This is a genomic window from Achromobacter deleyi, assembly GCF_013116765.2.
GTDB lineage: Bacteria > Pseudomonadota > Gammaproteobacteria > Burkholderiales > Burkholderiaceae_B > Achromobacter > Achromobacter deleyi_A.
Genome location: NZ_CP074375.1, coordinates 2,223,364 through 2,250,014 on the forward strand (window position 1 = coordinate 2,223,364; position 26,651 = coordinate 2,250,014).

Here is a 26,651-nt window from a genome sequence, read left to right on the forward strand (position 1 = left end):
ATGCGGCCCTTGTTTTGCCCGGTTACTGGCGTTGCGAAAACGGCAGCGCGACCGGCTTGGCCAGCGGCATGAACAGGCTGCCCGCAGGCACATAGAAGCCCACCAGCCTGCCCGCGGAGGCTACCAGATATGCCTCCGCCGCGCCGCGCCTGGCGAGCACCACGGGCTGTCCAAGCGGCCGGAAGACGTCGCCCTGGACCAGGGCGCCTACCCGGCGCCACCACGAGCCCTCGGGCAGCGTGTAGGCCGTCCCGTCAGGGAGGGTCGCCACCACGTCGCGCGACAGAAGCATCGGGGACGCGGTTTCGCCGGCCACCACCGGCACATACATCGCGCGTACCGGCGCATCCGAGGCGCAAGCAGCCAGCAGGCCCGTAACGCAGACCGCCGCAGCCATCCGCGTCAAGCGCTTCATGCAGGCTCCATCGCCTGGCGGCGTTGCTCGAACAGGCATATCGCGGCCGCCGCGCCCACGTTCAGCGACTCCACGGCGGCCATATCGTGCGGAATGCGCACCTTGAGGCGCGCGGCGGCAAGCAGCCCCGCGGCCACGCCCTGGCCTTCGTGCCCGAAGACCCAGGCGCAACGTTCCGGCAGGCGGCCGGCGTACAGGTCCCGCGCACCGTCCAGCGCGGTAACCACCAGCGGCACCCGCAGCCTGGACAGCATGGCGGCCAGATCGACATGTTCATGGATGGCCAGGGCGAAATGAGCGCCCTGGCCGCTGCGCAACACTTTGGGAGACCAGGCCGCGGCCGTGCCTGCCGCCAGGAACACCCGCTTCACTCCCGCCGCGGCGCAGGTGCGCAGCAGCGTGCCCACGTTGCCGGGATCCTGGATGCGATCGAAGAGCACGCAGTTCTCATCCACTTCGGCGGGCAGCTCCAGAACCGGCGGCGTGACCAGGAAGGCCACCCCCTGCCCGCTTTCCACCGCGGCCAGGGACTGCATCAGCCTTGCGTCCAGCGCCAGGCAATCCCTGTCGGGCACGGCCGCGGCCAGCGCGGCGATATCGGGCTGCGCCAGGCGCTCTACATCGAAGACGGCCCGTTCGGGCGCGCCATGATGCTGCAGCCAGGCCTGGCACAGGTGCACGCCATCCAGCAGCACCGGCGCGCCGCGCTTGCCCGCCGTGCCGGCCAGCTTGACCAGGGCCTTGACCGTCGGATTGTCGCGGGAACTGATGTGCTTCATGAGACCAGGCCGAAGGCCTTGATGGGGGCGAAACTGCGCCGGTGTTCCGCGCACGGGCCGTGCTCGCGCAGCCGCTGCAAATGCAGCGCCGTGCCGTAGCCCTTGTGCTGGTCGAACGCATATTGGGGATACAACGCATGCAGGCGCAGCAGGTCCGCGTCGCGCGCGGTCTTGGCCAGGATGGAGGCCGCCGAAATCGCGGGCACCAGCGCATCGCCCTTGACGACGGTCTGCACGGTACAAGCGAGCTTGGGCGCCTGGTTGCCGTCCACCAGCGCAAGCTGCGGCATCGTGGCCAGGCCCTGCACGGCGCGCTGCATCGCCAGCATCGTGGCGCGCAGGATATTCAGGCTGTCGATCTCGGCCACCGTCGCACTGGCGATGCACCAGGCCAGCGCGCGCTCCTTGATGAGGAGGGCGAGCGCCTCGCGCCGGACTGCCGTGAGCGCCTTGGAATCGGCTAGCCCGTCGATGGGCCGGGCCGGGTCCAGGATGACCGCCGCCGCGTAGACCTCGCCAGCCAGCGGGCCGCGGCCCGCCTCGTCGACGCCTGCGGTCAGCATCGCGGGCTGTTCGGGGGCCGCGAACAGGTCAGGCTGCTCCACCGGCCACCTCCAGGATCGCCTGTGCCGCCAGCGCCGGCGTATCGCGCAGCAGGTCCTGATGCATGGCGGTGAACCGCGCTTCGACGCGCGCGATCAGCGCCTCGTCGGTCAGCGCCTGCCAGGTCGCTTCGGCCAGCTTGTCGGGCGTGGCGTCGTCCTGCAAGAGCTCGGGCACCACGAAATCGCGCAGCAGCACGTTCGGCAGGCCGACCCAGGGCAGATAAGGCCGTTCCTGCCCGGACTTCCAGGACATGATGCGGCGCATCCAGGGCGACAGCACATAGGAAATCACCATGGGCCGCTTGAACAGCGCCGTTTCCAGGGTGGCCGTGCCGCTGGCCACCAGCACCGCCGAGGCGGCTTCCATGACGGACCAGGCCACGGGCGCCTTGCGGTCCCCGCCTTCGCCGTGCAGGTCATGCGCGGTGATGCAGCGCAGTCCGGGCACCGGGTACTGGGCCAGGATGGCCAGGAATTCCGCGCGCCGCTGGTCGTTGACCATGGGCACCACGCATTGCAGGGCCGGGTCCTTCTTCAGCAGCTTCTGGGCGGCTTGCAGGAAGCGCGGCGCCAGCAAACGGATCTCGGACGAGCGGCTGCCAGGCAGTATCGCCAGCACGCGGGCGTTCTGGTCAATGCCCAGGCGCTCACGCGCGGCGGCGCGGTCGGGCTGCATCGGCACGGCGCCTGCCAACGGATGGCCGACGTACGTTACCGGGATGCCTTCCTTGCGATAGATCTCTTCCTCGAACGGAAACAGCACCAGCATGTGCGATACCGATTCGCGGATCTTGTGGATGCGGTCGTAGCGCCATGCCCAGATCGACGGGCCGACGAAATGCACCGTGGGCGTACCCGCCTGCCGCAGCTGATGCTCCAGCCGCAGATTGAAATCAGGTGCATCAATGCCGACGAAGACCGCGGGCGGCTCGGCCAGCCAGCGGCGCTTGACGTCCCGATACGTGCCGAGCAGGCTGGGCAGGCGCTTGAGCGCGTCCACATAGCCAAATACCGTCAATGCATGCATCGGATGCCAGGCGTCGAATTCCCGGGCCTGCATCTGGGGCCCGCCGATACCCTCGCAGCGGATACCGGCGTCGCGCGCTTGCAGACCGGCAATGATGCGACCGGCCAGCAGATCGCCCGAAGGCTCGCCGGCCACCATGCCGATCCGCGTGTTCATGGGCGGATGATGCCGCGGGAAGCGACGTCCAGAAAATCGAGCAGCGTCTGCAGATGCTCGGCCGCCTCGGGAATGCTCTGCTGGCGCTCGCGCAATTCGGCGCGCGCCGCATCCAGGGGCAAGCCCCGGCGATAGATGATCTTGTAGGCTTCGCGCAGCGCCGAGATGGCGACAGGCGAGAAGCCGCGGCGCTTGAGGCCTTCGACGTTGACACCCACCGGACGGCACGGATTGCCGGCGGCCAGGACGAACGGAGGCGTGTCCTGCATCAGCGAGCTGTTGCCGCCGGTCATGGTGTGCGCGCCAACGCGCGAGAACTGGTGCACGCCGGTCAGGCCGCCGATGATGGCCCAGTCGCCCACGTGGACGTGCCCGCCCAATTGGACCGAATTGGCCAGGATCGTGTTGCTGCCGATGTGGCAGTCGTGCGCCACATGGACGTAGGCCATGATCCAGTTGTCGTCGCCCAGCGTGGTGACGCCGCCATCCTGCATCGTGCCCGTGTTGAGCGTGACGAACTCGCGCACCGTGTTGCGGTCGCCGATCGTCAGGCGCGTGGGCTCGCCCGCATACTTCTTGTCCTGCGGCATGCCGCCGATGGAGCAATAACGGTAGAAGCGGTTATCGCGCCCGATGGTGGTCACGCCGTCGACCATGCAGTACGGGCCGATCTCGGTCCCCGCGCCGATGGTCACATCGGGCCCCACCACTGCGAACGGGCCGATGACCGCGGTCGGGTCGATTTTTGCCGCCGGATCGACGACAGCGGTGGGATGGATGTTTCCTGCCATTTACTCTTCCAGGCTACGAATCGCGCACATCAGCTTGGCCGAAGCCACTTCCTGACCGTCGACCGTCGCACGCGCTTGATATTTACAGATGCTGCGGCTCAAGCGCTCCGCCTCGACCTCGATGCGCAACTGGTCGCCCGGCACGACGGGGCGGCGAAAGCGCGCGCCATCGATACCAACCAGATAGTAGGCCGTCTTGGCGCCTTCGCACTTCAGTCCGCCGTTCTCGTCGGTGAACGAAAACAGCGCCGAGGCCTGAGCCATGGCTTCAACGATGAGCACGCCCGGCATCACCGGATGGTGAGGAAAGTGACCGTTGAAAAACGGCTCGTTGATAGAGACGTTCTTGATGGCGACAATGGACTTGCCGGGCACCATTTCAACGACACGATCAATCAGCAGCATCGGGTAACGATGCGGCAGCCTCTCCATGATCCCCTTGATGTCGAGTTCCATTTTTCTATACTTTCCTGCGAGATGAAATAATTTGGCGGCACGGGCGCGCCAGGGCGGCGACGCGCGCCCTAGTCTTTTTCAATCGCCCGCACGCGGCGGCGCAATTGCGCCAACTGTTGTATCACGGCGGCGTTGCGCTGCCATTCGCCATGTTCCGCGTACGGGAAGACCCCGGTATAGCGGCCAGGCTTGGAAATATTGGACGTCACCGCGGTGCCGCCCGAGACATGCACGTCGTCGCCCAAGGTCAGGTGCCCCGAGAGCATGGCCGCGCCGCCGATGGTGCAGCGCTCGCCGATGGTCGTCGAACCCGCCACGCCCACGCAGGCCGCCATTGCGGTATGCGCGCCGATGCGCACGTTATGGCCGATCATGATCTGGTTGTCCAGCTTCACGCCGTCTGACACCACGGTGTCTTCCAGCGCGCCGCGGTCAACCGTGGTGTTGGCGCCGATTTCGACATCATCGCCAAGGGACACGCCACCGAACTGGGGAATCTTGCCCCAGGCGCCCTTGCCCAAGGCGGGGTCCGGCGCAAAGCCGAAGCCGTCCGCGCCAAGCACAGCGCCGCTGTGGATGATGGCCCTGGCGCCCACCTTCACGCCTTCGTACAGGGTGACATTGGCGTGCAGGCGGCTGCCCGGTCCGATCGACGAGCCGGCGCCGATCACGCAACCCGGTCCCAGCACGGTATCGCGGCCGATGCGGACACCGGATTCCACGACACAGTTGGGGCCGATACGCACGCCCTCTTCGATCGTCGCGTCAGGCGCGACCACCGCGGAAGGATGCGTCTCGGCGGGCAGCGCGGGCCGGCGGGCGGCGTCGAACCACTGCGCGATCCGCGCGAACAGCAGATAGGGATGCTTACAGACGACCAGCGCGAAAGACGGGCGGGCGCTGCCTTCGGCTTCCAGCGTCTCGGCCACCTCGGGCGAGACGATGACCGCCCCCGCCCCGGTTGCGCCAAGCTGGCTTTGGTAGCGGGGATTGGCCAGGAACGCGATTTCCTGGCGGCCGGCCGACGATAGGGTTCCGATGCCGCACACCCTGAAGGGGTCCGCACCGGGAACCGCACTGATACGCCAGTCCAATCCCTGGGTGTTGGCAGCGCTCAACAGTGCTTCGAGTGTTGGCGCGCGGGCAAGATCCAGTAAAACCGGCATGACTTGACGGGTATCGCTTTACTTGCCCAGGCTCTGAATCACCTTGTCGGTGATGTCGATGCGCGGGTTGACCGTCACGGCGTCCTGAATGATCAGGTCGTAGCTTTCTTGCTCAGCGATGCGCTTGATGGCGTCGTTGGCCTTGGTCACGATGCCCGAAAACTCTTCGTTGCGGCGGCGATTGAAGTCTTCCTGGAACTCGCGGCGCTTGCGCTGCAGGTCGGTATCCAGGTTGGCCAGGTCACGCTGGCGCTTGACGCGGTCGGATTCCGACAAGACAGGCGCGTCCTTGTCGAACTTCTCGGCTTGCGAGCGCAGGCTGCTGTTCAGGCGCTGCAGTTCGTCGTCGCGCTTCTTGAATTCGGCTTCGATCTTGCTTTGCGCAGTCTTGGCCGGACCCGATTCGCGCAGGATACGCTCGGTATTGACGAAACCGATCTTGGTGCCTTGTGCGTGCGCGGGGATCGCGGCAGCCGAACCGAGAATGAGCGCACCCACCAGGGCAATGGAGCCGCCCAGCTTGCCACGACGCTTTGCGCCCAGCGAATTCGATGATTTAAGTGCGAAATCAGACATCATGAAAATCTCACCTTCCAGTAAGGCAAAGCCAAAGTATGTATTGTGCCACTAAACAGCAAGGGAGCCGGGCTGGTGGCCCTCCCCCTTGTTTTCAAGCGTAACGCCGCGCTTAGAAACCGGTCCCGATCTGGAACTGGAAACTTTGCTTGTCGTCGCCCGGCTTGGAATTGAGCGGACGGGCATAGGACAACTGCAACGGACCCATCGGCGACTGCCACGACAGGCCAACGCCCGCCGAGAAACGCCAGCCGCAAGGATCCTCGACTTCGGTGTTGTTCCGTCCGCCGGTGCAGGTCAAGCCGCTGCCAGACGACACCTGGCCGGCGTCGCTGAAGATGAACCAGCGCAACGTGCGGTCCTTGGACGCGCCCGGGAACGGCAGGTACAGCTGGGCGTTCGCGACAATGCGGCGCGTGCCGCCCAGATAGTCGCCGGTCTTGACGTCGCGCGAACCCAGCGACGAACCTTCGTAACCGCGAACGGTGCCGATACCGCCGGCATAGACGTTCTTGATGATGGGGTAATCCTTGTTGCCGTAGCTCTGGCCCCAATCAACCATGCCGTTCAAGGCCAGCGTGTACGAGCCGCCCAGCGGCACGAAGTACTGCTGCTGACCCGTCAGCATCGTGTATTGCAGGTCGACGGTCGAGACGTCGGCCTTCAGGCGGGTGTACGAGCCCTTGGTCGGCGCCAGCGCGCTGTCGCGCGTGTCCTTGGACCAGCCTGCGCTGAAGATCACCGAATTCGTGGAATCGCCATACTGATCCACGAAGTCGTTATAGGCCTGCGGCGAGTTGTTGTACAGGTCGATCTGGTTGCGTTCGATGTTCGCGCCCAGGAAGATCCGGTCGTACTCCGAGATCGGAATACCAAAGTTCATGCCCAGGCCCAGGGCCTTGACGCGGTAGTCGCCGTCGTTGTTGTTCCAGGGCTCGGTCACGCGGTAGTACGCCGACGTGGTGCGGCTGATGCCGTCCTTGGTCCAGTACGGGTCGGTGTGCGACAGCACGATGGCGCGGTTGGTCTTGCTGGTGTTCAGTTGCAGCGTCAGGTTGGTGCCGCTGCCGAAGACGTTGTCCTCGCTGATGCCAGCCGAAAGGATGGCCTTTTCGGACGAGCCGTAGCCCACGCCCAGGTTGATCATGCCGGTGGGCTTTTCCTTCACGTCGACGTTGACGTCCACCTGGTCGGGCGAACCCGGAACCGGATCGGTCTTGACGTTGACGTCGCTGAAGTAACCCAGGCGGTCGACGCGGTCGCGCGAGGTCTTGATGTCCTTGGCGTCGTACCAGGCGGCTTCCTGCTGGCGCATTTCGCGGCGCACGACCTCGTCGCGCGTGCGCGTGTTGCCGCCGATCTGGATACGGCGCACGTAGACGCGGCGGCTCGGATCGACGTAGAACGTTAGGTCGGCTTCGTGCTTGGCGCGGTCGAGTTGCGGGTTCGGGTTCACGTTGGCGAACGCATAGCCCAGCTCACCCAGGTAGTCGGTGATGGCCTTGGCCGAATCGTTGGTCTGGGCGGCCGAGAAGGTCTCGTTCGGCTTGACCTGCACCAGCGCGGCGATTTCCTTGTCCAGGCCGAGCAGATTGCCGGCCAGCTTGACGCTGCGGACCTTGTAGGGCTCGCCTTCGTGGACGGTGATCGTGATGCGGATGTCCTGGCGGTCAGGCGAAATCGTGACCTGGGGGGGCTCCACCGAGAATTCCAGGTAGCCCTTGTCCAGGTAGAACGAGCGCAGGCGCTCCAGATCGCCTTCGAGCTTTTCGCGCGAGTACTTGTCGGTATCGGTGTACCAGGTCAGCCAGCCCGGCGTCGTCAGCTTGAATTCGTCCAGCAGGTCGCTTTCCGAAAAGGCCTTGTTGCCGACGAAGCGGATTTCCTGGATGCGGGCCACCGAGCCTTCGAACACGTCAAAGCTCACGCCGACGCGGTTGCGCGGCAGCGGCGTCACGGTGGAGGTCACTTCGACACCGTACTTGCCCTTGGACAGGTACTGCTGCTTCAGTTCATATTCCGCGCGCTCGAGCATGGAGCGGTCGAAAATGCGGCCCTCGGCAAAGCCGACCTGGCCCAGCGAGGTGGTAATGGCCTTGGAGTCGAACTCGCGCATGCCGTTGAAATTCACGGACGCGATGGTCGGGCGTTCCTGGACGACCACGACCACGACATTATTGTCGGTCTGGATCTGGACGTCGGTGAAAAAGCCCGTGCCGTACAGGCGGCGGATCGCTTCGGTGGCTTCTTCTTCGGTGAATTTCTCGCCGACCTTGACGGGGAGATAACCAAAGACGGTGCCGGCGTCGGTTCGTTGAATACCCTCTACGCGGATATCCCGCACGACAAAGGGATCGAAGGCGTGGGCCATGGCCGGTAACAGCAGTGCGGCGATGAGACCCGGCAGTACACCCTTTTTGTGATGAAACATCCGGCGAAAAGACATCCTTGAGTATCCTCGGTCGTGCAAATGGCGTGGGATTTTATGCTAAATCGCGTTCAAGTAAACAAACGCGTGAAATCGTTAAACAGCGCAAGCCCCATGAGGCCTGCCAATAAACCAATGCCGGCGCGTTGTCCGATGTCGATCCACTTCGCTGGCGGCGGGCTGCCGCGCACAATTTCGACGAGATAGTACAGCAGATGACCGCCGTCCAGCATAGGAATGGGAAGCAAATTTAATACTCCCAGGCTGATACTGATCAACGCGATATAGGCGATATACGCAACAATTCCGATCCGGGCGGTCTGGCCGGCGTAGTCGGCGATGGTGACCGGGCCGCTAACGTTGCGCCAGGAAACGTCGCCCGTGACCATGCGGCCCATCATGCGCAGCGAGAACCAGGCAGTATCCCAGGTGCGGACGGCGCCGCGCCACAGGCTTTCGAAGACGCCATAGCGCACCGTCACCATCGGCACATTGCCGCCAAGCTGGACGCCCAGCCGGCCGATCTCCTGGCCATTGACCACTTCGGGGCGAGGCGTGACGTTCAGCGTGATATTGGCGCCGTCGCGCACCAGCGTCAGCGCCAGCGTCTTGCCCGCGCTTTCCTGGATCTGCTTGACCAGCGCGCCCGTGTCGGGAGTGGGCTGGCCATTCACGGCCACGACCAGATCTCCCGAGCGCAGGCCGGCAGCCTGCCCTTCGCCGCCGTCGTTCACGGCTCGCACGGCGGGCTTGGGCTGGGCCAGGCGGATGCCGGCGGCAGCCAGCGGATCCCCGCCGGCCGGGTCCATCGTATTGGCGGGGAGATCGAGTTCGCGCTGCTGGACTGCGCCGGCAGGCGTGCTGACTTCGATCCGCGCGCGTCCGCCCGTGGACATCACGTCCATCAGGCGCCAGCGGGCATCCGACCAGGAGGCGACTTCCTCGCCGTCGATCGCCAGGATGCGATCGCCCGGCAGCAGGCCGGCGCGGGCCGCGGGGGTGTCGGCCGCGGGCTGGGCAATGACAGCCACCGGCTCTTCGGTGCCAGCCATGTTCAGCCCGGCATACAGGAAGACGGCAAGAATCAGGTTGAAAATGGGGCCGGCGGCAACGATGGCGATGCGCTGGCCGACGGGCTTGCTGTTGAACGCGCCAGCGACTTCAGCCGGGCTGGCGCCAGCCGGGGGATCGTCCTGCATCTTGACGTAGCCGCCCAGCGGCAGGGCGGAAACCGCCCATTCGGTCCCGTGCCGGTCGGTGCGGCGCAGGATGACCTTGCCGAACCCCACCGAGAAGCGCAGTACTTTCACGCCACACAGGCGGGCGACCCAATAATGTCCCAGCTCATGGAAAATAATCAGTGAGCCAAGCGCAACCGCAAAGGCCAGCAGGGTGAAAAGCATGGGGGTCGGGATCTAGGAAATCAAATCTGAAGAATCAGAAACAGGCGCGGCCAGCCATCAGGCCAGCCCCAGGCTACCCGCAAAGCTGCGCGCATCGGCGTCAAGTGCGAGTATGTCGTCAAGACTGTTGAGGGTAACAGATGCCTGCCGCCCCTGCCACTCCAGGGCGGCCTCGATCACCCGCGGAATCCAGGTATAGGGCAGCCGTCCGTCCAGGAAGGCCTCGACCGCGACCTCGTTGGCGGCGTTCAACGCCACGCAGGCGCCCTGCCCCGCGCGCAGCGCCGCGAACGAGAGCGCCAGGCAGGGAAAGCGGGACAGATCAGGTTTTTCGAAATCCAGCCGCCCCAGGCGCGTGAGGTCCAGGGGGCCCACGCCGCTCTCGAGGCGTTCGGGAAAGCCCAGGCCATAGGCGATCGGGGTGCGCATATCGGGCTGGCCCAACTGCGCGAGCACGGATCCGTCGTCATACTCGACCATGGAATGCACCACGCTTTGCGGATGCACCACGACCTCGATGCGATCGGCGGGCATGGCGAACAGCCAATGCGCCTCGATCACCTCCAGCCCCTTGTTGAGCATGGTGGCGGAGTCCACCGAAATCTTGCGGCCCATGCTCCAGTTGGGATGGGCGCAGGCCTGGGCCGGGGTAACCCCGTGCAGGTCTTCCAGATCGCGGCCCCGGAACGGGCCGCCGGACGCGGTCAGCAACAGGCGGCGCACGCCGCGGGCCGGCGTTTCGGGCGCCAAGGCGCGCCCGCCTTGCGGCAGGCACTGGAAAATAGCGTTGTGTTCGCTGTCGATGGGCAGCAATTCCGCACCGTTGTCGCGGATGGCCTGCATGAAGAGCGACCCCGCCGCGACCAGGGCTTCCTTGTTGGCCAGCAGTACGCGCTTGCCGGCGCGCGCCGCCGCCAGGGCGGCGGGCAGCCCCGCGGCGCCCACAATGGACGCCATGACGGAATCGCACTGCGGGTCGGCCGCGGTATCGGCCAGCGCCTGCGCGCCCACCCGGATCTCCGGCATCGGCTGGACGCCCGTCCAGGCGTCGACGAACTTCTGCCGCGCGGCGGCATCGGGCACCACCACCACCGCGGCACGGCTGGCCAGCGCCTGCTCGGCCAGACGCTTCATCTGGGTATAGGCAGATAGCGCATACACCGCCAGGCGCTCGGGATGGCGGGCAATGACATCCAGCGTGCTTTCACCGACCGAACCAGTCGATCCCAGCACAACGACGCGTTGAAAAGCCGTCAAAACAAAACTCCAGACAAAAGTAGCGCAAAGGGCGCGACGGGAAGAATCGCATCAATGCGGTCATAGACGCCGCCATGGCCGGGCAGGAGCGTGCTGGAGTCCTTGCGGCCCGCGCGGCGCTTGAGCAGCGACTCGAACAGGTCCCCCACGATGGACAGCACGCCCAGCAGCGCGGCGATCGGCAGAGCCAGCCAGAAGCTCCAGCGCTCGACCAGCGCGTGGCCGAACGTGCCGGCCCACAAGCTGGACAGGCCGATCCACACCACCGCGCCCAGCACGCCGGCAACGGCGCCTTCAATGGTCTTTCCGGGACTCACCCGCGGGGCCAGTTTACGCTTGCCGAACGCGCGGCCGGCAAAATAAGCCGCGATATCGGCAACCCAGACCAGCGCCAGCAGGGAAACCACGAAGCCCGCGCCCCGCGCGACGAACATCTGCGCCAGCACGGCCCAGGCCGCGAATGCGGCGGGCACCGAAAAGACAGACCAGCCCAGGCTTGCGGGCGCCGCGTCGGAACGGCCGCGAACCACGGCAGCGACACCGCCAAACAGCCAGACCGCGGACACGGCGGGCACCAGGTAGCGCAGCACCCAGGCCGGGTCGCTCACGCCGCCACGGTCGCCCGCCAGCCAGGCGGAGGCAAGCGCCAGCATGCCTGCGAACAACAGCACGGCAACGCCGATGGCAATCACGGGGGATGGCGGTTGCGGCAGCGTCAGGCGCAGCCACTCCCAGTTGGCGCACGCGGCGGCCAGCGCCAGCAAGGCCACGAACCACCAGGGGTTCGCGCTGATCATCGCGGCGGCCAGAATGGCCAATAGAACGGCGGCGGTAACGATACGCTGGCCCAACATATGACGGTCTCCTCGTGTGCAGCTCTGGAAAGACGCGCTTGTCGCCTTCTGCTTATTTCGCGCCGTTTTCGCTGACTTGCGCGCTGGTGCGGCCAAAACGGCGTTCGCGCGTGCGATACCAATCAAAGGCGGCCATGAGTTCATTGGCGCCGAAGTCCGGCCAGTAGCGGTCCGTGAAGTAAAACTCCGCGTAGGCCATCTGCCAGATCAGGAAATTGGAAATGCGTTGTTCGCCGCCGGTGCGGATGAACAGGTCGGGTTCGGGCGCCCACGCCATGGAAAGGTGCCTGGCCAGGCGCTCCTCGTCCACCAGCTCGGGGTGGGCCGCCAGGCCGGGCTCGGCCGCCAGCATGGCGCGCGTGGCCTGAAGAATGTCCCAGCGACCGCCATAGTTGGCGGCAACCGTCAGGTGCAGACGATCGTTGTGCGCGGTGCGCGCCTGGGCCGCGACGATCAGTTCGCGCAGGCGCGGCTCAAAGGGGCTCAGGTCCCCGATCACGTGCAAGCGGACGCCCTGCTCTTCCAGCTTGCCGATCTCGCGCTCCAGCGCCTGCACGAACAGGCGCATCAGCAAGGACACTTCCTCGGCGGGACGGCGCCAGTTCTCGGAACTGAACGCGAACAGCGTCAGGTAACGGACGCCGGCGCGGCCGCAGGCCTCGACCACGCGCCGCACGGCCTGCACGCCCTTGGCATGGCCCGCCGTGCGAGGCAGCAGCCGCCGCGTCGCCCACCGGCCGTTGCCATCCATGATGATAGCGACGTGCTCGGGGATGTCGCGAGTATCGGGTACCGCCTGGGTCGAACTGGTTGCCATTAGTTTGGGACTGCGCGCGGTAAACCGGCGAAAAACAGGAATACGGGAAAAACCTGCGCCGTCGTTTCCATCGCTACGTAGAAGTACCGCGAGGCAATGGACAGGACGGCGCGTGGGCAAGGGAATCCTGACGCCAGGGCGATCGGCACTGCCGGCCGCCCCAGGACGTGCTGGGATTATACGGTCATGATTTCCGCTTCTTTCTGGACGACCATCTTGTCGATGTCGGTGACGGCACGGTCCGTCAGCTTCTGGACGTCGTCCTGGGCGCGACGCTCGTCGTCCTCGGAGATTTCCTTGTCCTTGACCAGCTTCTTCAGCGCCTCGTTGGCTTCACGACGCAGGTTGCGCACGGCGATCTTGGCATCTTCGCCTTCGCTGCGGACAACCTTGGTCAGATCGCGGCGGCGCTCTTCGGTCAGTGCGGGCATCGGCACGCGGATGGTGTCGCCCATGGAGATGGGATTGAGGCCCAGGTCCGATTCGCGGATTGCCTTTTCGATCGGGCCGGCCATTTGCTTCTCGTAGGGCTGCACGCTGATGGTGCGGGCGTCGACGAGGTTCACGTTGGCGACCTGACCGACCGGCACGGGCGAACCGTAGTAGTCGACCTGTACGTGATCCAGGATGCCGGTGTGGGCGCGGCCCGTGCGGATCTTGCCCAGGTTGATCTTGAGCGTATCAAGCGACTTGGCCATTCTGGCCTCGGCGGATTTGCGGATTTCTGCTGCGCTCATGGAATTTCCTTTTCTTTAGACGTGTACCAACGTGCCTTCGTCTTCGCCGCTGACGACTCGCTTGAGCGCGCCGGACTTATTGATCGAAAACACTTTGATCGGCAGTTTCTGGTCGCGGCACAGCGCGAAGGCGGTGGCGTCCATGACTTCCAGACGGCGGACGATCGCCTCATCGAAGCTGATCCGCGCATAGCGCGTGGCGGTCGGATCCTTGTTGGGATCCGCGCTGTAGATGCCGTCCACCTTGGTGGCCTTCAACACGATCTCCGCGCCGATTTCGGCGCCGCGCAAGGCGGCCGCGGTATCGGTGGTGAAGAAGGGGTTGCCGGTGCCCGCGGCGAAGATGACGACCTTGCCCTCTTCGAGGTAGCGCAGGGCCTTCGGGCGGATGTAGGGCTCGACGACCTGATCAATGTTCAGGGCCGATTGTACGCGGGTGTCGATACCCTTGTGCTTGAGCGCGTCTTGCAGCGCAAGCGCGTTCATGATGGTGGCCATCATGCCCATGTAGTCGGCGGTAGCGCGGTCCATGCCCTGCGCGCCCGGGGCGACGCCACGGAAGATGTTGCCTCCGCCGATGACGATGGCCAGCTCGACGCCAGTGGCGGCGACTTCGGCGATCTCATCGGTCATGCGGACGATGGTGGAGCGATTGATGCCAAATGCATCATCGCCCATCAGCGCCTCGCCGGAAAGTTTGAGAAGAACCCGTTTGTATGCTCTGCTGCTCATAGGTGATATCCCGAAGAACAATCCGACGAAAGTGTAAGACAAGAAATAGGCCGGACTAGAATTTAATCTACTCCGGCCCTTAAGCACTACCCTGGGGTCAGGCGCGGCCGGCGGCGGCTGCGGCAACCTCAGCGGCGAAGTCGCTGGTCTTCTTCTCGATACCTTCGCCGACGACGAACAGCACGAACTTGGCGACCGAAGCGCCCTTTTCCTTCAGATGCTGCTCAACCGTGTGCTTGTCGCTCTTGACGAACGGCTGCGACATCAGGGTAACTTCCTTCAGGAACTTCTGCACCGAACCTTCGACCATCTTGGCGACGATTTCAGCAGGCTTGCCCGATTCAGCGGCCTTCTGCTCGGCAACCGAGCGCTCGGCGGCGATGTCAGCCGGGTTCACGCCGTCGGCGTTCAGGGCCTTGGGCTTGGTGGCGGCGATGTGCATCGCCAGGTCCTTGCCCACTTCCTCGGCGCCGGTGTATTCGACCAGCACGCCGATCTTGCCGCCGTGCACGTAGCTGGCCAGCGAGTTCGGGGTCTCGATGCGCTCGAAGCGGCGGATCGAGATGTTCTCGCCGATCTTGCCGATCAGGGCGGTGCGGGTGGTTTCAACGGTGCCTTCGCCGTACGGCAGCGCCGACAGAGCAGCCACGTCGGCCGGGTTCTGCGTGGCGACCAGTTCGGCCAGCTTGTTCACGAAGCCGACGAAGTCGTCGTTCTTGGCGACGAAGTCGGTTTCGCAGTTGATTTCGATGACGGCGCCTTGCTTGGCGTCGGCGGAGATGAACAGACCAATCAGGCCTTCGGCGGTGACGCGGGCGGCAGCCTTGCTGGCCTTGTTGCCCAGCTTGACGCGCAGGATTTCCTCGGCGCGAACCAGGTCGCCTTCGGCTTCCGTCAGGGCCTTCTTGCATTCCATCATGGGCGCGTCAGTCTTTTCGCGCAGTTCCTTGACCAGGGCAGCGGTAATTTCAGCCATGTTTGCTCCAAATTTTGCTAAGACACGCCCCGGCGGGCCGGGGCAGTGATTTGATTCGATGGGACGCCCGCGATTGGCGGGCCTGGAAGATGGGAGCCCACCTTCGCAGTGCCGGCGAGGCGGGAGCGGACCAGTCTTGGCGCCGCTCCCAGACACTAACCGCCGGACATGACAGCAGGCTTAGGCCTGGTTGTCCTGCACTTCGACGAACTCTTCCTGACCTTCGCCCAGCTCTTCGACCTGACCGTTCAGATTCTGTTCGCGGCCTTCCAGCACGGCGTCGGCGATGCCCTTGGCGTACAGCGCGATGGCCTTGGCCGAGTCGTCGTTGCCGGGGATGACGTAGTCGATGCCGTCGGGCGAGTGGTTGGTGTCAACCACGGCGACCACGGGGATGCCTAGCGTCTTGGCTTCAGCGATGGCAATCTTGTGGTAGCCGACGTCGATCACGAACATGGCATCGGGCAAGCCGTTCATGTCCTTGATGCCGCCGATCGACTTGTTCAGCTTGTCCAGTTCGCGTTGGAACAGCAGGCCTTCCTTCTTGATCATGCGCTCGGCGCCGCCTTCGGCGACGACGACTTCCATGTCCTTCAGGCGCTTGACCGAGGTCTTGACCGTCTTGAAGTTGGTCAGCATGCCGCCGAGCCAGCGGGCGTCGACGTAGGGCATGCCGCAACGGGCGGCTTCGGAGGCAACCAGTTCACGCGCAGCGCGCTTGGTGCCAACGAACAGGATGTTGCCGCCGCGAGCAGCCAGCTGCTTCACGAACTTGGTGGCTTCCTGGTACTTATCAACCGTCTTTTCCAGGTTGATGATGTGAATCTTGTTGCGGTGACCGAAGATGTACTGAGCCATCTTGGGGTTCCAGTAACGGGTCTGGTGACCAAAGTGGACACCCGCTTCCAGCATTTCGCGCATCAAAGACATGTAATTCTCCAAGGGTTGATTTCTTGCGCCGCACCTGCATCAGCATCTGGCTGACACCCTGGGTGGTGTTGCGCGCGATTTCCCGCACATGCGGGATGACAAAGATTTTAACCGGGCCGGCCGATCACTGCCGCAATAACTACGACGTACCAGGCATATCGCCTTGAGCACTACTACGCCGACTTCTACTACGCTGCCGCGATAAACCCAGACGGCCGCCACGACAAGAAGCCTTGCACCGCGCGCTTGCATCGCGCCTGTCCGACACTCCAGGAATTTCCTGGAAGTTTCTTCAAGGCGCACCCGGACCTGTTTTGTTGGCAGCGAAATCCAGCTCTTCGCGCCCAAAGCCTTTCAGCCTGGCCGCGCATCAGGCCGCTGGGGCATTTCTTCAAGAAGCACGATTCAAGACCTTGCTTCCAAGAAATTAATCCAGCGCCCATACCGAACCTGCATCGCCGCTCTAAAACATGACCGGGCTTACAAGCACGCCGTGCCCGGCAGACAAAGACTTGCATCGTCCAAACATGTCCAGCCGGCTCCTTGCCTGGCGCCCCCTTCCCGGAACCACACGACTTGCCCGAACTCGCTCCACAACCTTCGCTTGCGGTGAAACTTCAGGGCTTGCCGCCGTCTCCAAGAACGAGCCGCGCAAAACCAAGGTAACCTGCCGGGTTTGCTCAAACTTTCCAAGCTGCACCCGCCGGGTGGGGCTCGTGTCACCACCCAAAGCACGGCGTTTGCCGCGCCCCTGGCCAGTGACTCTTGCTGTAACCCGATTGCTCCCCAAAATTTTAGGGAAGCCTATAATTCTACTATTCTTTCAAGCAGACATTCAAGCGAGAGATCGCCAAGTTACTCCATGGGCACAATTACCAATCCGGCCGACCTGGCCAAGATGCGCGCCGCCTGTCAGGACGCCGCCAAAGTTCTGGACTTCATTACCCCCCACATCAAGCCGGGCGTAACCACCGGAGAGCTGGACCGACTCTGCCTGGAGTACCTGACCGACGAACTCAAGGTGAAGTCCGCCACGGTGGGCTACGCGCCGCCTGGCTACCCGCCCTTCCCCGGCGCCATCTGCACCTCCGTGAACCACCAGGTCTGCCACGGCATCCCCGGCGACAAGGTGCTGAAAAACGGGGACTCATTGAACATCGACGTCACCATCATCAAGGACGGCTGGTTCGGCGACACCAGCCGCATGTATGCGGTGGGCGAGCAATCCATCCTGTCGCGCCGCCTGACGGACATCACCTTCGAGTGCATGTGGAAGGGCATCCAGCAGGTGAAGAACGGCGCAACCCTGGGCGACGTGGGCAACGCGATCCAGAAGCACGCCGAATCCAACGGCTTCTCGGTGGTGCGCGAGTTCTGCGGCCACGGCATCGGCCAGCGCTTCCACGAAGACCCGCAGGTGCTGCATTATGGCAAGCCAGGCTCTGGCGTGAAATTGGTGACGGGCATGCTGTTCACCATTGAACCCATGATCAACGCCGGCCGCCGCGAAATCCGCCAGTTGTCCGATGGCTGGACGGTTGTCACGCGCGACCACAGCCTGTCGGCGCAATGGGAGCATGCTGTATGTGTAACCGAAACCGGTTACGAAGTACTGACCCTGTCCCCCGGCATGCCCAAACCGCCGGCATTCATCACCGAACCCATCGTCATCCCCGCCGTCTGAAGCGCCCCTGCTTGCCATGACCGCCGAAATCCTCGCCACGCTGCGTGAACGCATCCAGCAATCCCGGCGGGCCGTGGTGGCCCAGTTCCGGGAACACGAACGCCCGGACACCCTGCTGTCCGAGCTGCGGCGCGTCGTCGACGCCGCCCTGCGGGACCTCGTCAAGCACTATCCGCTGCCGGTTGGCGCCACGCTGGCGGCCGTGGGCGGTTATGGCCGCGGCGAACTCTACCCCCATTCCGACGTCGACCTGCTGATCCTGCTGCCGCACGCCCCCACGGCCGAAGACGAAACCGCCATCGAGCAGCTGGTGGCCTCGCTCTGGGACCTCGGGCTGGAGCCCGGCCACAGCGTGCGCACCATCGAGGATTGCGAGCGCGAGGCCGACGCCGACATCACGGTCGAAACCGCGCTGCTGGAATCGCGCTGGCTGGCCGGCAGCCGCGTGCTGATGAGAAAGTTCGACGCCGCGACCAAGTCCCGACTGGACCCGCGCGCCTTCTTCCTCGCCAAGCGCGTGGAAATGCAGCAGCGCCATGCGCGCTACCACGACACGCCCTACGCGCTGGAGCCGAACTGCAAGGAATCGCCGGGCGGCCTGCGCGACCTGCAGGTCATCCTGTGGATGGCGCGGGCGGCGGGCTTTGGCAACAGCTGGCGTTCGGTGGCGCAAGCCGGACTGCTGACGTCCTCCGAAGCGCGCGACCTGCGCAAGGCTGAACAAGCCTTCAAGCGGCTGCGCATCGAACTGCACCTGCTGTCGAACCGGCGCGAGGACCGCGTGCTGTTCGACCTCCAACCCGCGCTGGCCGAGGTCTACGGCATCCATGCCACCGCCACGCGGCGCGGCAGCGAATTGCTGATGCAGCGCTACTACTGGGCGGCGCGGCTGGTTACGCAGCTCAACGGCATCCTGGTGCAGAACATCGAGGAACGGCTGTTTCCGCGCCCGGACAGCGACGCGCGCGATATCGACGACGACTTCCGCAACCTGCGTGACCGCCTGGACATCATTCGGGACGACGGTTTCGAACGCAACCCCACCCTGCTGCTGCGAGCCTTCCTGACGATGCAGCAACACCCGGAACTGACCGGCATGTCGGCCCGCACGCTGCGCGCCATCTGGCATTCCCGCCACCGCATCGATGCGCAGTTCCGTCGCAATCCGGTCAACCGCAAGCTGTTCCTGCAGATCCTGCAGCAACCCCGGGGCATCGTCCACGAGTTGCGGCGCATGACCATGCTGAACATCCTGCCGCGCTATCTGCCGGTGTTCCGCCGGATCGTGGGCCAGATGCAGCACGACCTGTTCCATGCCTACACGGTGGACCAGCACACCCTGGCAGTGGTGCGCAACCTGCGCCGCTTCACCATGCCGGAACACGCCCAGGAATATCCGCTGGCCAGCCAGCTGATCGCAGGCCTGGACCGGCATTGGCTGCTGTATGTGGCGGCGTTGTTCCATGACATCGCCAAGGGCCGCGGCGGCGATCACTCCGAACTGGGCGCGCGCGAAGTGCGCAAGTTCGCGCAGGACCACGGCATGGACCCGGAAGATGCCAAGCTGGTGGAATTCCTGGTGCGCCAGCACCTGCTGATGTCGGCCGTGGCGCAAAAGCGTGACCTGTCCGACCCGGCCGTCGTGCAGGATTTCGCCGCCACCGTGAAGGATGAGCGCCACCTGACCGCGCTCTACCTGCTGACGGTCGCCGATATTCGCGGCACCAGCCCCAAGGTCTGGAATGCCTGGAAGGGCAAGCTGCTGGAAGACCTGTACAAGCTAACCCTGGCCGCGCTGGGCGGCGCCCACGCCGACGCCCACACCGTGCTGACCGAACGCAAGGAAGAGGCCGCGCGCCTGACCCGCCTGGCAGGCCTGCGCGACGATGCCCGCGAAGCCTTCTGGAACCAGCTGGACGTTGCCTACTTCTTGCGCCACGACGCCTCCGACATTGCGTGGCATACGCGCCACCTGTATCACCAGGTCGCGCCAGCCCAGGCCGTGGTCAAGGCCCGCCCCACCGAACACGGGGAAGGCCTGCAGATCATGGTCTACACCCGGGATGCGCCCGACCTGTTCGTCGCGATCTGCGGTTACTTCGATGCCAAGTCGCTATCCATTCAGGATGCGCGCATCCACACCACGCGCCACGGCTGGGCGCTGGACAGCTTCATCGTGCTGCTGCCGGAGGGCGCAAGCGACCTGCGGGCCCAGGCCACGCTGGTCGAGCATGAACTGGCCGAACGCCTGAAGGATCCGCACGCGGCCGCCCAGGCGCAGCCCAGCCGCGGCGGCTACTACGGCCGCGGCCGCCAGTCGCGCGTATCGCGAGTGTTCCCCGTCATGCCCCAGGCCGAACTGCAGCCCGACGAACGCAGCACCTCATGGCGCCTGTCCGTGACCGCCACCGACCGGCCCGGCCTGCTGCACGCGCTGGCCCGCGTATTCGCCCGCCACGAAGTCAACCTGCTCATGGCCAAGATCATGACACTGGGCGACCGGGTGGAAGACGTGTTCATCGTGGACGGATCCGCGCTGGCGCGCCCCCGCAGCCAGATGCAGTTCGAACGCGACATCCTGGACGCGCTCGCGGGCGAGGACGCCCGGCAGCACGCCGCCTGACCCACCCCTCCCAGGCATCGCCAGACCTGCCCCGGAACGCATACAATCCGGGTTTTCGGCCAGGCGATGCTCGCTCTCATGCAGCTAAATGACTATCTGCGCGTTTTCGGTGGCAGCTTCTTCTTCGCGCTGGCCACGCTTCTGCCCTTCCTGAACCCGCCTGCCATCGCGCCGATCTTCCTGTCACTGACGGAAGGCGCGTCGTCCGCCACCCGCGTGGTGCTGGCCAAGCGGGTGGCGATCAACGTATGCCTGATGCTGGTCGTGGCCATGGTGGCCGGCAACGTGCTCTTGAGCTTCTTCGGCATCTCGCTGTCCATCGTGCGGGTGGGCGGCGGCATGCTGGTGATCGCCAGCGCCTGGCGCCTGGTGAACTCGCCGGACGCGGACACCGAACGCGTGGCGCGGATGGCCGAATCGTTCACGCCGGAAATGGCCAAGGCCCGGGCCTTCTATCCGCTGACCTTCCCCATCAGTTGCGGCCCCGGCTCCATCGCCGCGGCCATCACGGTGGGGGTCTCGCTGCGCGACCAGAATCATGTGCTCAGCCTGGTACGGCTGGGCGGCTCCATCCCCGGCATCATCGTCGTATCCCTGACGCTGTATGTCTGCCTGCGCTTTGCCGCGCAGATGCTGCATCGCCTGGGCGACAACGGCACTGCCGTGTTCATGCGGCTGTCGGCCTTCATCATGCTCTGCCTGGGCGTGCAGATCTTCTGGGAAGGCGCGCGCGAACTGCTGCTGGGCGTGCTGACCCAAGTGATGCAACCAATTCCGATTCCGAAGGCCTAAGCGTGGCCGGGCATTGTTCCCGGCCCCATCCAACCCACTCCACCGTAACAATGAACTCTCGCTCAGAACGCCTGCTTCGCCTGATCGCCCTCTTCTGCTTTGGCGCCGTGGGCCTGGCCCTTTTCTCCCAGCACGTCTTCGACATGCCGCCCTGCGCCTGGTGCGTCATGCAGCGCCTGATCTATCTGGTGATCGGCGTCATCGCCCTGATCGGCGGCTTTGGCGGCGGGCGCGCGCTGACCCGGATCTGCGGCGCCCTGACCGCGCTGCTGTCCCTGTCCGGCATCGCTGCCGCCTGGTACCAGTACAGCGTGGCGGCCAATATGCTGTCTTGCGACCAGACCTTCGCCGACCGCTTCATGACCGGCATCGGCCTGGAGAGCGCGGTGCCCTGGCTGTTCGGCATCTTCGCCACCTGCATGGACGCCAAGGTGCCGGTGCTGGGCATCGAGTACGCCCTGTGGAGCCTGACGCTCTTCGTGATCCTGTTCTTCATGGCGCTGCCCGTCGTATTCCGGCGCGGCCGCGCCTGAGCGCGACGGCACCCGCGGCGCCCTGATCGTGCAAACCCTGAAGTACCTGACCGGCTACCCGGAACCCCTGCTGGCGCAGACCCAGAAACTGCTGGACCAAGGCAAGCTTGGCGCGGCGCTCCTGTCCAGGTATCCGGGCGGGGCGCATGGCGTGCGCACGGACAAGGCGCTCTACCAGTACGTGACGGAGCTGAAGAACACCTACATGCGCAACGGCGACCTGATCAACAAGGTGGCCTTCGACAGCAAGATCCACGTGATCCAGCACGCGCTGGGCCAGCACACGTATATCTCGCGCGTGCAGGGAGGCAAACTGAAGGCCAAGCACGAGATCCGCGTGGCGACGCTGTTCAAGACCGTGCCCGCGGAATTCCTGAAGATGATCACGGTGCATGAATTGGCCCACCTGAAGGAGAAGGACCACAACAAGGCCTTCTACAACATGTGCCTGCGCATGGAACCGCATTACCACCAGTACGAATTCGACCTGCGGCTGTACCTGACGCATCTGGAGGCGACGCGGGAGGGGCTGTGGGATCCCCAGGCGCCGTAGGCGCGGAGCAAGAGCCCTCCTGCAATGCCGCGCGCGCTTGCGTGCTTGCCGCTCCCGCAAGAACCGCCTGGCGAAAAAAATGCCGTCCCGAGGGACGGCATTTTGCTTGCCGGCAACTGCCGCGGCGGTCAGGCGTCGCTGGCGGCGTAGCCCATATTGAACCGCAAGCCGCCCGCGCCCTCATCCTGGCCCGGCTCCGAGCGGGATTGGCCCAGGCGGGCCAGGTACTCGGGAGTGATGTCTCCGGTGATGTACTGGCCGTCAAAGCACGAGGCTTCAAAGCGCGACAGCTTGGGATTGAGGTCCCGGACCGATTGCTGCATGTCGTGCAGGTCCTGGTAGATCAGGCTGTCGGCGCCGATCGCGCGGGCGATTTCCTCGTCGGTACGACCGGTGGCGATCAGCTCGCTCTGCGTCGGCATGTCTATGCCGTACACGTTCGGGAAGCGGACCGGAGGCGCGGCCGAGGCGAAGTACACCTTGTTGGCGCCCGCGGCGCGGGCCATGTCCACGATCTCGCGGCTGGTGGTGCCGCGCACGATGGAGTCGTCGACCAGCAGCACGTTCTTGCCCTTGAACTCCATGCCGATGGCATTGAGCTTCTGGCGCACGGACTTGCGGCGCACTGCCTGGCCCGGCATGATGAACGTGCGCCCCACGTAGCGGTTCTTGATGAGCCCTTCGCGGTAGTCCAGGTTCAGGCGGGCGGCCAGCTGCATGGCGGCCGGGCGCGAGGAATCCGGGATGGGCATGACGACATCGATGTCGCCCAGGCGCATGTTGCGCGCGACCTTGTCGGCCAGGTATTCACCCATGCGCAGGCGCGCGTCGTACACGGACACGCCGTCGATCATCGAATCGGGGCGGGCAAAGTAGACGTACTCGAAAATGCACGGCACCAGCTGCGGATTGTCGGCGCACTGGCGGGCGACGAACCGGCCGTCCAGGTCGATGAACACCGCTTCGCCGGGCTCGACGTCGCGCACGAAGGCAAAGCCGCTGCCTTCCAGGGCCACGGATTCCGAGGCCACCATCCACTCCACGCCCTCTTCGGTTTCCTGGCGGCCGATGCACAGCGGACGGATGCCGTTGGGATCGCGGAAGGCGAGCAGGCCATAGCCGGAAATCTGGGCCACGACGGCGTAGGCGCCGCGCACGCGCTTGTGCAGGGCCGACACCGCGCGGAACATGGCGTCGTCGTCGAGCGACACGCCATTGGCCGACGATTGCAGCTCATGCGCCAGCACGTTCAGCAGCACTTCCGAATCGGAATTTGTGTTGATGTGGCGGCGATCGACACGGTAGAGCGATTCGCGCAGTTCACGCCAGTTGGTCAGGTTGCCGTTGTGGGACAACATGATGCCGAACGGCGCGTTGACGTAGAACGGCTGGGCCTCTTCCTCGCTGGCGCTGGAGCCCGCGGTGGGATAGCGGACCTGGCCGACGCCGGACGTACCAGGCAGCGAGCGCATGTTGCGCGTGCGGAAGACGTCGCGCACCAGGCCGTGCGCCTTGTACATATTGAATTGGTTGCCTTGCGACGTCGCGATGCCCGCGGCGTCCTGCCCGCGATGCTGCAACAGCAGCAAGCTGTCATAGAGCAGCTGGTTGACCGGCCCGCGCCCGATGACCCCTACGATTCCACACATGGTGAGATTTCCTGGTTGATTTGAAGCTAATCAATACGGCAGCCACGTCGCCAGGGATGGCGGCAACCACGTCTTGATATGTTTGATGGCCTCGATGGCCGAATGCGAAAACATGGCGTCCTTCCACCACGGCTCTTCCGGCAGCGGCGTATAGCCTGCGGCGGCGACCAGCGCCAGCACAATCAGCAGACCACGGGCCAGCCCGAACATTCCGCCCAGGCCGTGATCGGCGGGGCTCAGTCCGGTGCTGCGGATCAAGGCGGCAAGTGTCATATTGACCAAACCCACGCCGAGCAACACGATGATGAACACCACGGCGTATGAGACTCCCATGCGCAGCAGCGTCGTTTCGATATAGGGTTCCAGCCACGTATAGACCGTGGGACCCCACCATATCGCGGCCACGAAGGCCAGCAGATAGGCGACCAGCGACAGCACCTCTTTGAGCAGGCCGCGCACCAGGCCCAGCACACCCGATACCGCCAGGATGGCCAGCACGACGAAGTCGAAACCGGTCACTATTGGGCGGCAATGAAACCATTGTCATAGCCCAAGGTGCGCAAACGCGCCTGGGCCGCCTGTGCCGCCTCGCGCGAGGGGAATGGCCCCACCCGCAGACGGTACTGCTGCTTGCCTCCGACGGAGGCCTGTTCGACAAATGCGTTGGTCACCCCGGCCTGATGCAGCTTGCCGCGGCGCGACTGGGCGTCTTCCGCCGTCGTGTAGGCGGCGATCTGCAGCACGAAATTGCCTTTGGAGGCGGCCGGCTTGGGCGCCGGGGCGGCGGCGGGCGCGGAGCGCCCCTCCAGCAACGCCAAGGCGCGCGCGCCGTCATCGGAGCGCGTGTCCGGCTTGGGCGGCGTGGCCGGCTTGGCCTCGGGCTTGGGCTTTGCTTCCGGCTTGGGCGGCGCCGCGGGCGGCGTGGCCGGCTGGGCGGCGGGCGGCGTGGTCGGCGCCAGCGCCACGGGCGGCGGCGTGGACGTCACGGCCGGCGGCGTGGGGACCGCGGCAGGGTCGGTCGGCGCGGCGCCCGGCGTGGGCGTCGCGGGCACCGCGACCTGAGGTTCGGCGACCTGGGGCTGGAACGGCGTATTGCGTTCCGGCACCTTGATGGGGATGTTGTCGGCGACTGGCACCGGCTGCGAGTCCAGCACCATGGGCAGAACGATGACGGCGGCCAGCACCAATGCAACGGCGCCTGCCAGCCTGCGCCGCGCGCGCCCGCGCAGCTCCGCAGCCTGGACCTCGCTAGGCACTGCAGCCCGTTTGGAGGACTGCGCCTGGTCGGCAGGATCTTTGCGTTTGAAAAAACCCATGGAAGAGAATTCCTTGCGGCGCCTTGCGGCAATACGGCGGCGGGCCGCCACCACGCGATTGGCCCGATTTGCCTATGCCTTGCGACCCAGAGCCTGCAAAACCGAGGCTACGGTGAGAAACGATCCGAACACCACGATTCTATCATTCTCCCCTGCCCGTTCGCGCGCTGCCGCGTAGGCCTGGGCCGGATCGGCGTAGGCCACGATACTGGGGCTTTCGCTTCCTGCCGGCGACGGGGGCAGCGCGACGGCGACCTGGTCCGCCAGCGCCTGGCCCGGAGTGCCGCGCGGCCCGGGCAGGCCCGCGCAGTACCAGTGATCCACGCGCGAGCCCAGCTTGGCCACCACGCCAGCCAGATCCTTGTCGTTCAGCATGCCGAACACCGCATGCGTGTACGGGTGGAAGCCCATATTGTCCAGGTTCTGCGCCAGCACGGCCGCGGCGTGCGGATTGTGCGCCACGTCCAGGATCACGGTGGGCTGACCCGGCAGGATCTGGAAGCGGCCAGGCAGCGAGGCCTGCAGCAACCCCAGGCGCACGGCCTGCTGCTGCACCGGCAGGCGATCGCGCACGGATTCCAGGGCAGCCAGCGCGGCCGAGGCATTCAGCAGCTGGTTCGCGCCGCGCAGGGCCGGATAGGCCATCGCGCTGCGGCGCTGCTCGCGGCCGCCAAAGGCCCATTGCTGGCGGTCGCCCGAGTAGTTGAAGTCGCGCCCGAAGAGCCACAGATCCGCGCCGATCTCCTCGACGTAGTCCAGCAGCGATTGCGGCGGCACCGGATCGCTGCAGATGGCGGGCCGGCCGCTGCGGTAGATATGGGCTTTTTCGAAGCCGATTTTCTCGCGCGTGTCGCCCAGCCAGTCGGTGTGGTCCAGGTCGACGCTGGTGACGATGGAGCAATCCGCATCGACGATGTTCACGGCGTCCAGGCGGCCGCCCAGCCCCACTTCCAGGACGATGGCGTCGAGCCTGGATTGGGAGAACAGGCGCAGAATGGCCAGAGTGGTGAATTCGAAGTAAGTCAGCGAGACGTCGCCCCGCGCCGCCTCGACCGCCTGGAACTGGGCGATCAGTTCGCCGTCCGTGGCGATCTGGCCATTGACGCGGGCGCGCTCGTTGAAATCGATGAGATGGGGGGACGTATACAGGCCGACCTTGTAGCCCGCGGCCAGCAGGATGGCTTCCAGCATGGCACAGGTGGAGCCCTTGCCGTTGGTGCCGCCGACGACGAACTTCACGCCGGGGAGCTCCAGGCCCATGCGCCCGGCAACCTCGCGCACCCGGTCCAGGCCCATGTCGATCGCGGTGGCGTGGATGGACTCCAGGTACTGCAACCAATCGGACAAGGTAGCGGAAGCGTCAGGCGTACGTACAGAAGACATGGCGGGGTCGCGA

General features: G+C 65.1%; 26 protein-coding genes. 5 read left to right on the top strand and 21 right to left on the bottom strand.

Going from position 1 to position 26,651, the window contains the following annotated elements; genetic code table 11:
• Nucleotides 1-22: 22 nt before the first annotated feature.
• The 17 genes from HLG70_RS09915 to rpsB all read right to left on the bottom strand — a co-directional run bounded on the left by HLG70_RS09915 (nt 23) and on the right by rpsB (nt 16,105).
• Nucleotides 23-415: a hypothetical protein gene (locus tag HLG70_RS09915; RefSeq protein WP_171662713.1), complete on the bottom strand. Its 393-nt coding sequence runs from the start codon at nt 413-415 to the stop codon at nt 23-25.
• Nucleotides 412-1,194 (bottom strand): TrmH family RNA methyltransferase, encoded by a 783-nt coding sequence (locus HLG70_RS09920; protein ID WP_171662712.1) that lies wholly within the window; start codon nt 1,192-1,194, stop codon nt 412-414. The genes HLG70_RS09915 and HLG70_RS09920 overlap by 4 nt, the downstream gene beginning before the upstream one ends.
• On the bottom strand, nt 1,191-1,799 hold the full coding sequence (gene rnhB / locus HLG70_RS09925) for a ribonuclease HII (RefSeq protein WP_419144765.1): 609 nt from the start codon (nt 1,797-1,799) through the stop codon (nt 1,191-1,193). Before rnhB ends, HLG70_RS09920 begins: the two co-directional genes overlap by 4 nt.
• Entirely contained in the window at nt 1,786-2,982 is a 1,197-nt protein-coding gene (gene lpxB / locus HLG70_RS09930) for a lipid-A-disaccharide synthase (protein WP_171662711.1), read from the bottom strand. The genes rnhB and lpxB overlap by 14 nt, the downstream gene beginning before the upstream one ends.
• On the bottom strand, nt 2,979-3,773 hold the full coding sequence (gene lpxA, locus HLG70_RS09935; RefSeq protein WP_171662710.1) for an acyl-ACP--UDP-N-acetylglucosamine O-acyltransferase: 795 nt from the start codon (nt 3,771-3,773) through the stop codon (nt 2,979-2,981). The genes lpxB and lpxA overlap by 4 nt, the downstream gene beginning before the upstream one ends.
• A complete protein-coding gene (gene fabZ / locus HLG70_RS09940) occupies nt 3,774-4,229 on the bottom strand; it encodes a 3-hydroxyacyl-ACP dehydratase FabZ (protein WP_006385190.1) in 456 nt (151 codons plus the stop codon).
• A 68-nt stretch (nt 4,230-4,297) separates the two neighbouring features.
• The gene (lpxD, locus tag HLG70_RS09945; protein WP_171662709.1) at nt 4,298-5,395 is read right to left on the bottom strand and encodes a UDP-3-O-(3-hydroxymyristoyl)glucosamine N-acyltransferase; all 1,098 of its coding nucleotides are present in this window, start codon (nt 5,393-5,395) and stop codon (nt 4,298-4,300) included.
• 18 nt (nt 5,396-5,413) lie between these two features.
• The gene (locus HLG70_RS09950) at nt 5,414-5,974 is read right to left on the bottom strand and encodes an OmpH family outer membrane protein (protein ID WP_171662708.1); all 561 of its coding nucleotides are present in this window, start codon (nt 5,972-5,974) and stop codon (nt 5,414-5,416) included.
• Nucleotides 5,975-6,083: 109 nt separating this feature from the next.
• The gene (gene bamA / locus HLG70_RS09955) at nt 6,084-8,417 is read right to left on the bottom strand and encodes an outer membrane protein assembly factor BamA (protein ID WP_171662707.1); all 2,334 of its coding nucleotides are present in this window, start codon (nt 8,415-8,417) and stop codon (nt 6,084-6,086) included.
• 53 nt (nt 8,418-8,470) lie between these two features.
• Nucleotides 8,471-9,802 (bottom strand): RIP metalloprotease RseP, encoded by a 1,332-nt coding sequence (gene rseP / locus HLG70_RS09960; protein WP_171662706.1) that lies wholly within the window; start codon nt 9,800-9,802, stop codon nt 8,471-8,473.
• Nucleotides 9,803-9,859: 57 nt separating this feature from the next.
• Entirely contained in the window at nt 9,860-11,059 is a 1,200-nt protein-coding gene (locus tag HLG70_RS09965; RefSeq protein WP_171662705.1) for a 1-deoxy-D-xylulose-5-phosphate reductoisomerase, read from the bottom strand.
• A complete protein-coding gene (locus tag HLG70_RS09970; RefSeq protein WP_171662704.1) occupies nt 11,056-11,913 on the bottom strand; it encodes a phosphatidate cytidylyltransferase in 858 nt (285 codons plus the stop codon). The genes HLG70_RS09965 and HLG70_RS09970 overlap by 4 nt, the downstream gene beginning before the upstream one ends.
• A gap of 52 nt (nt 11,914-11,965) precedes the next feature.
• Nucleotides 11,966-12,730: a polyprenyl diphosphate synthase gene (gene uppS / locus HLG70_RS09975; protein WP_171662703.1), complete on the bottom strand. Its 765-nt coding sequence runs from the start codon at nt 12,728-12,730 to the stop codon at nt 11,966-11,968.
• Between the two features lie 176 nt (nt 12,731-12,906).
• Nucleotides 12,907-13,467, bottom strand: a complete 561-nt coding sequence (gene frr, locus HLG70_RS09980) for a ribosome recycling factor (protein ID WP_100855474.1) — start codon at nt 13,465-13,467, stop codon at nt 12,907-12,909.
• A 15-nt stretch (nt 13,468-13,482) separates the two neighbouring features.
• The gene (gene pyrH / locus HLG70_RS09985) at nt 13,483-14,199 is read right to left on the bottom strand and encodes a UMP kinase (RefSeq protein WP_054425864.1); all 717 of its coding nucleotides are present in this window, start codon (nt 14,197-14,199) and stop codon (nt 13,483-13,485) included.
• A gap of 97 nt (nt 14,200-14,296) precedes the next feature.
• On the bottom strand, nt 14,297-15,175 hold the full coding sequence (gene tsf / locus HLG70_RS09990) for a translation elongation factor Ts (protein ID WP_171662702.1): 879 nt from the start codon (nt 15,173-15,175) through the stop codon (nt 14,297-14,299).
• A gap of 180 nt (nt 15,176-15,355) precedes the next feature.
• Nucleotides 15,356-16,105 carry a 30S ribosomal protein S2 gene (gene rpsB / locus HLG70_RS09995; protein ID WP_171662701.1) on the bottom strand — a complete coding sequence of 250 codons (750 nt, stop codon included), beginning with the start codon at nt 16,103-16,105 and terminating at the stop codon, nt 15,356-15,358.
• Between the two features lie 862 nt (nt 16,106-16,967).
• On the opposite strand from rpsB, the gene map reads away from it, so the two are divergent.
• The 5 genes from map to HLG70_RS10020 all read left to right on the top strand — a co-directional run bounded on the left by map (nt 16,968) and on the right by HLG70_RS10020 (nt 22,290).
• The gene (map, locus tag HLG70_RS10000) at nt 16,968-17,789 is read left to right on the top strand and encodes a type I methionyl aminopeptidase (protein WP_171662700.1); all 822 of its coding nucleotides are present in this window, start codon (nt 16,968-16,970) and stop codon (nt 17,787-17,789) included.
• A gap of 16 nt (nt 17,790-17,805) precedes the next feature.
• Nucleotides 17,806-20,412, top strand: a complete 2,607-nt coding sequence (locus HLG70_RS10005) for a [protein-PII] uridylyltransferase (protein ID WP_171662699.1) — start codon at nt 17,806-17,808, stop codon at nt 20,410-20,412.
• Nucleotides 20,413-20,490: 78 nt separating this feature from the next.
• Complete coding sequence (locus HLG70_RS10010) at nt 20,491-21,204, top strand: MarC family protein (protein ID WP_171662698.1); 714 nt, start codon at nt 20,491-20,493, stop codon at nt 21,202-21,204.
• Nucleotides 21,205-21,254: 50 nt separating this feature from the next.
• On the top strand, nt 21,255-21,737 hold the full coding sequence (locus HLG70_RS10015; protein ID WP_171662697.1) for a disulfide bond formation protein B: 483 nt from the start codon (nt 21,255-21,257) through the stop codon (nt 21,735-21,737).
• Nucleotides 21,738-21,765: 28 nt separating this feature from the next.
• Nucleotides 21,766-22,290, top strand: coding sequence for a M48 metallopeptidase family protein (locus HLG70_RS10020; protein ID WP_171662696.1), 525 nt, complete (start codon nt 21,766-21,768; stop codon nt 22,288-22,290).
• 128 nt (nt 22,291-22,418) lie between these two features.
• On the opposite strand, the gene purF is transcribed toward HLG70_RS10020, so the two are convergent.
• The 4 genes from purF to folC form a co-directional block, all read right to left on the bottom strand.
• Nucleotides 22,419-23,939 (bottom strand): amidophosphoribosyltransferase, encoded by a 1,521-nt coding sequence (purF, locus tag HLG70_RS10025; RefSeq protein WP_171662695.1) that lies wholly within the window; start codon nt 23,937-23,939, stop codon nt 22,419-22,421.
• A gap of 30 nt (nt 23,940-23,969) precedes the next feature.
• Entirely contained in the window at nt 23,970-24,458 is a 489-nt protein-coding gene (locus HLG70_RS10030; RefSeq protein ID WP_057284443.1) for a CvpA family protein, read from the bottom strand.
• Nucleotides 24,458-25,255, bottom strand: coding sequence for an SPOR domain-containing protein (locus tag HLG70_RS10035; protein WP_171662694.1), 798 nt, complete (start codon nt 25,253-25,255; stop codon nt 24,458-24,460). Before HLG70_RS10035 ends, HLG70_RS10030 begins: the two co-directional genes overlap by 1 nt.
• 72 nt (nt 25,256-25,327) lie before the next feature.
• Nucleotides 25,328-26,638 (bottom strand): bifunctional tetrahydrofolate synthase/dihydrofolate synthase, encoded by a 1,311-nt coding sequence (folC, locus tag HLG70_RS10040; protein WP_171662693.1) that lies wholly within the window; start codon nt 26,636-26,638, stop codon nt 25,328-25,330.
• Between the last annotated feature and the right edge of the window lie 13 nt (nt 26,639-26,651).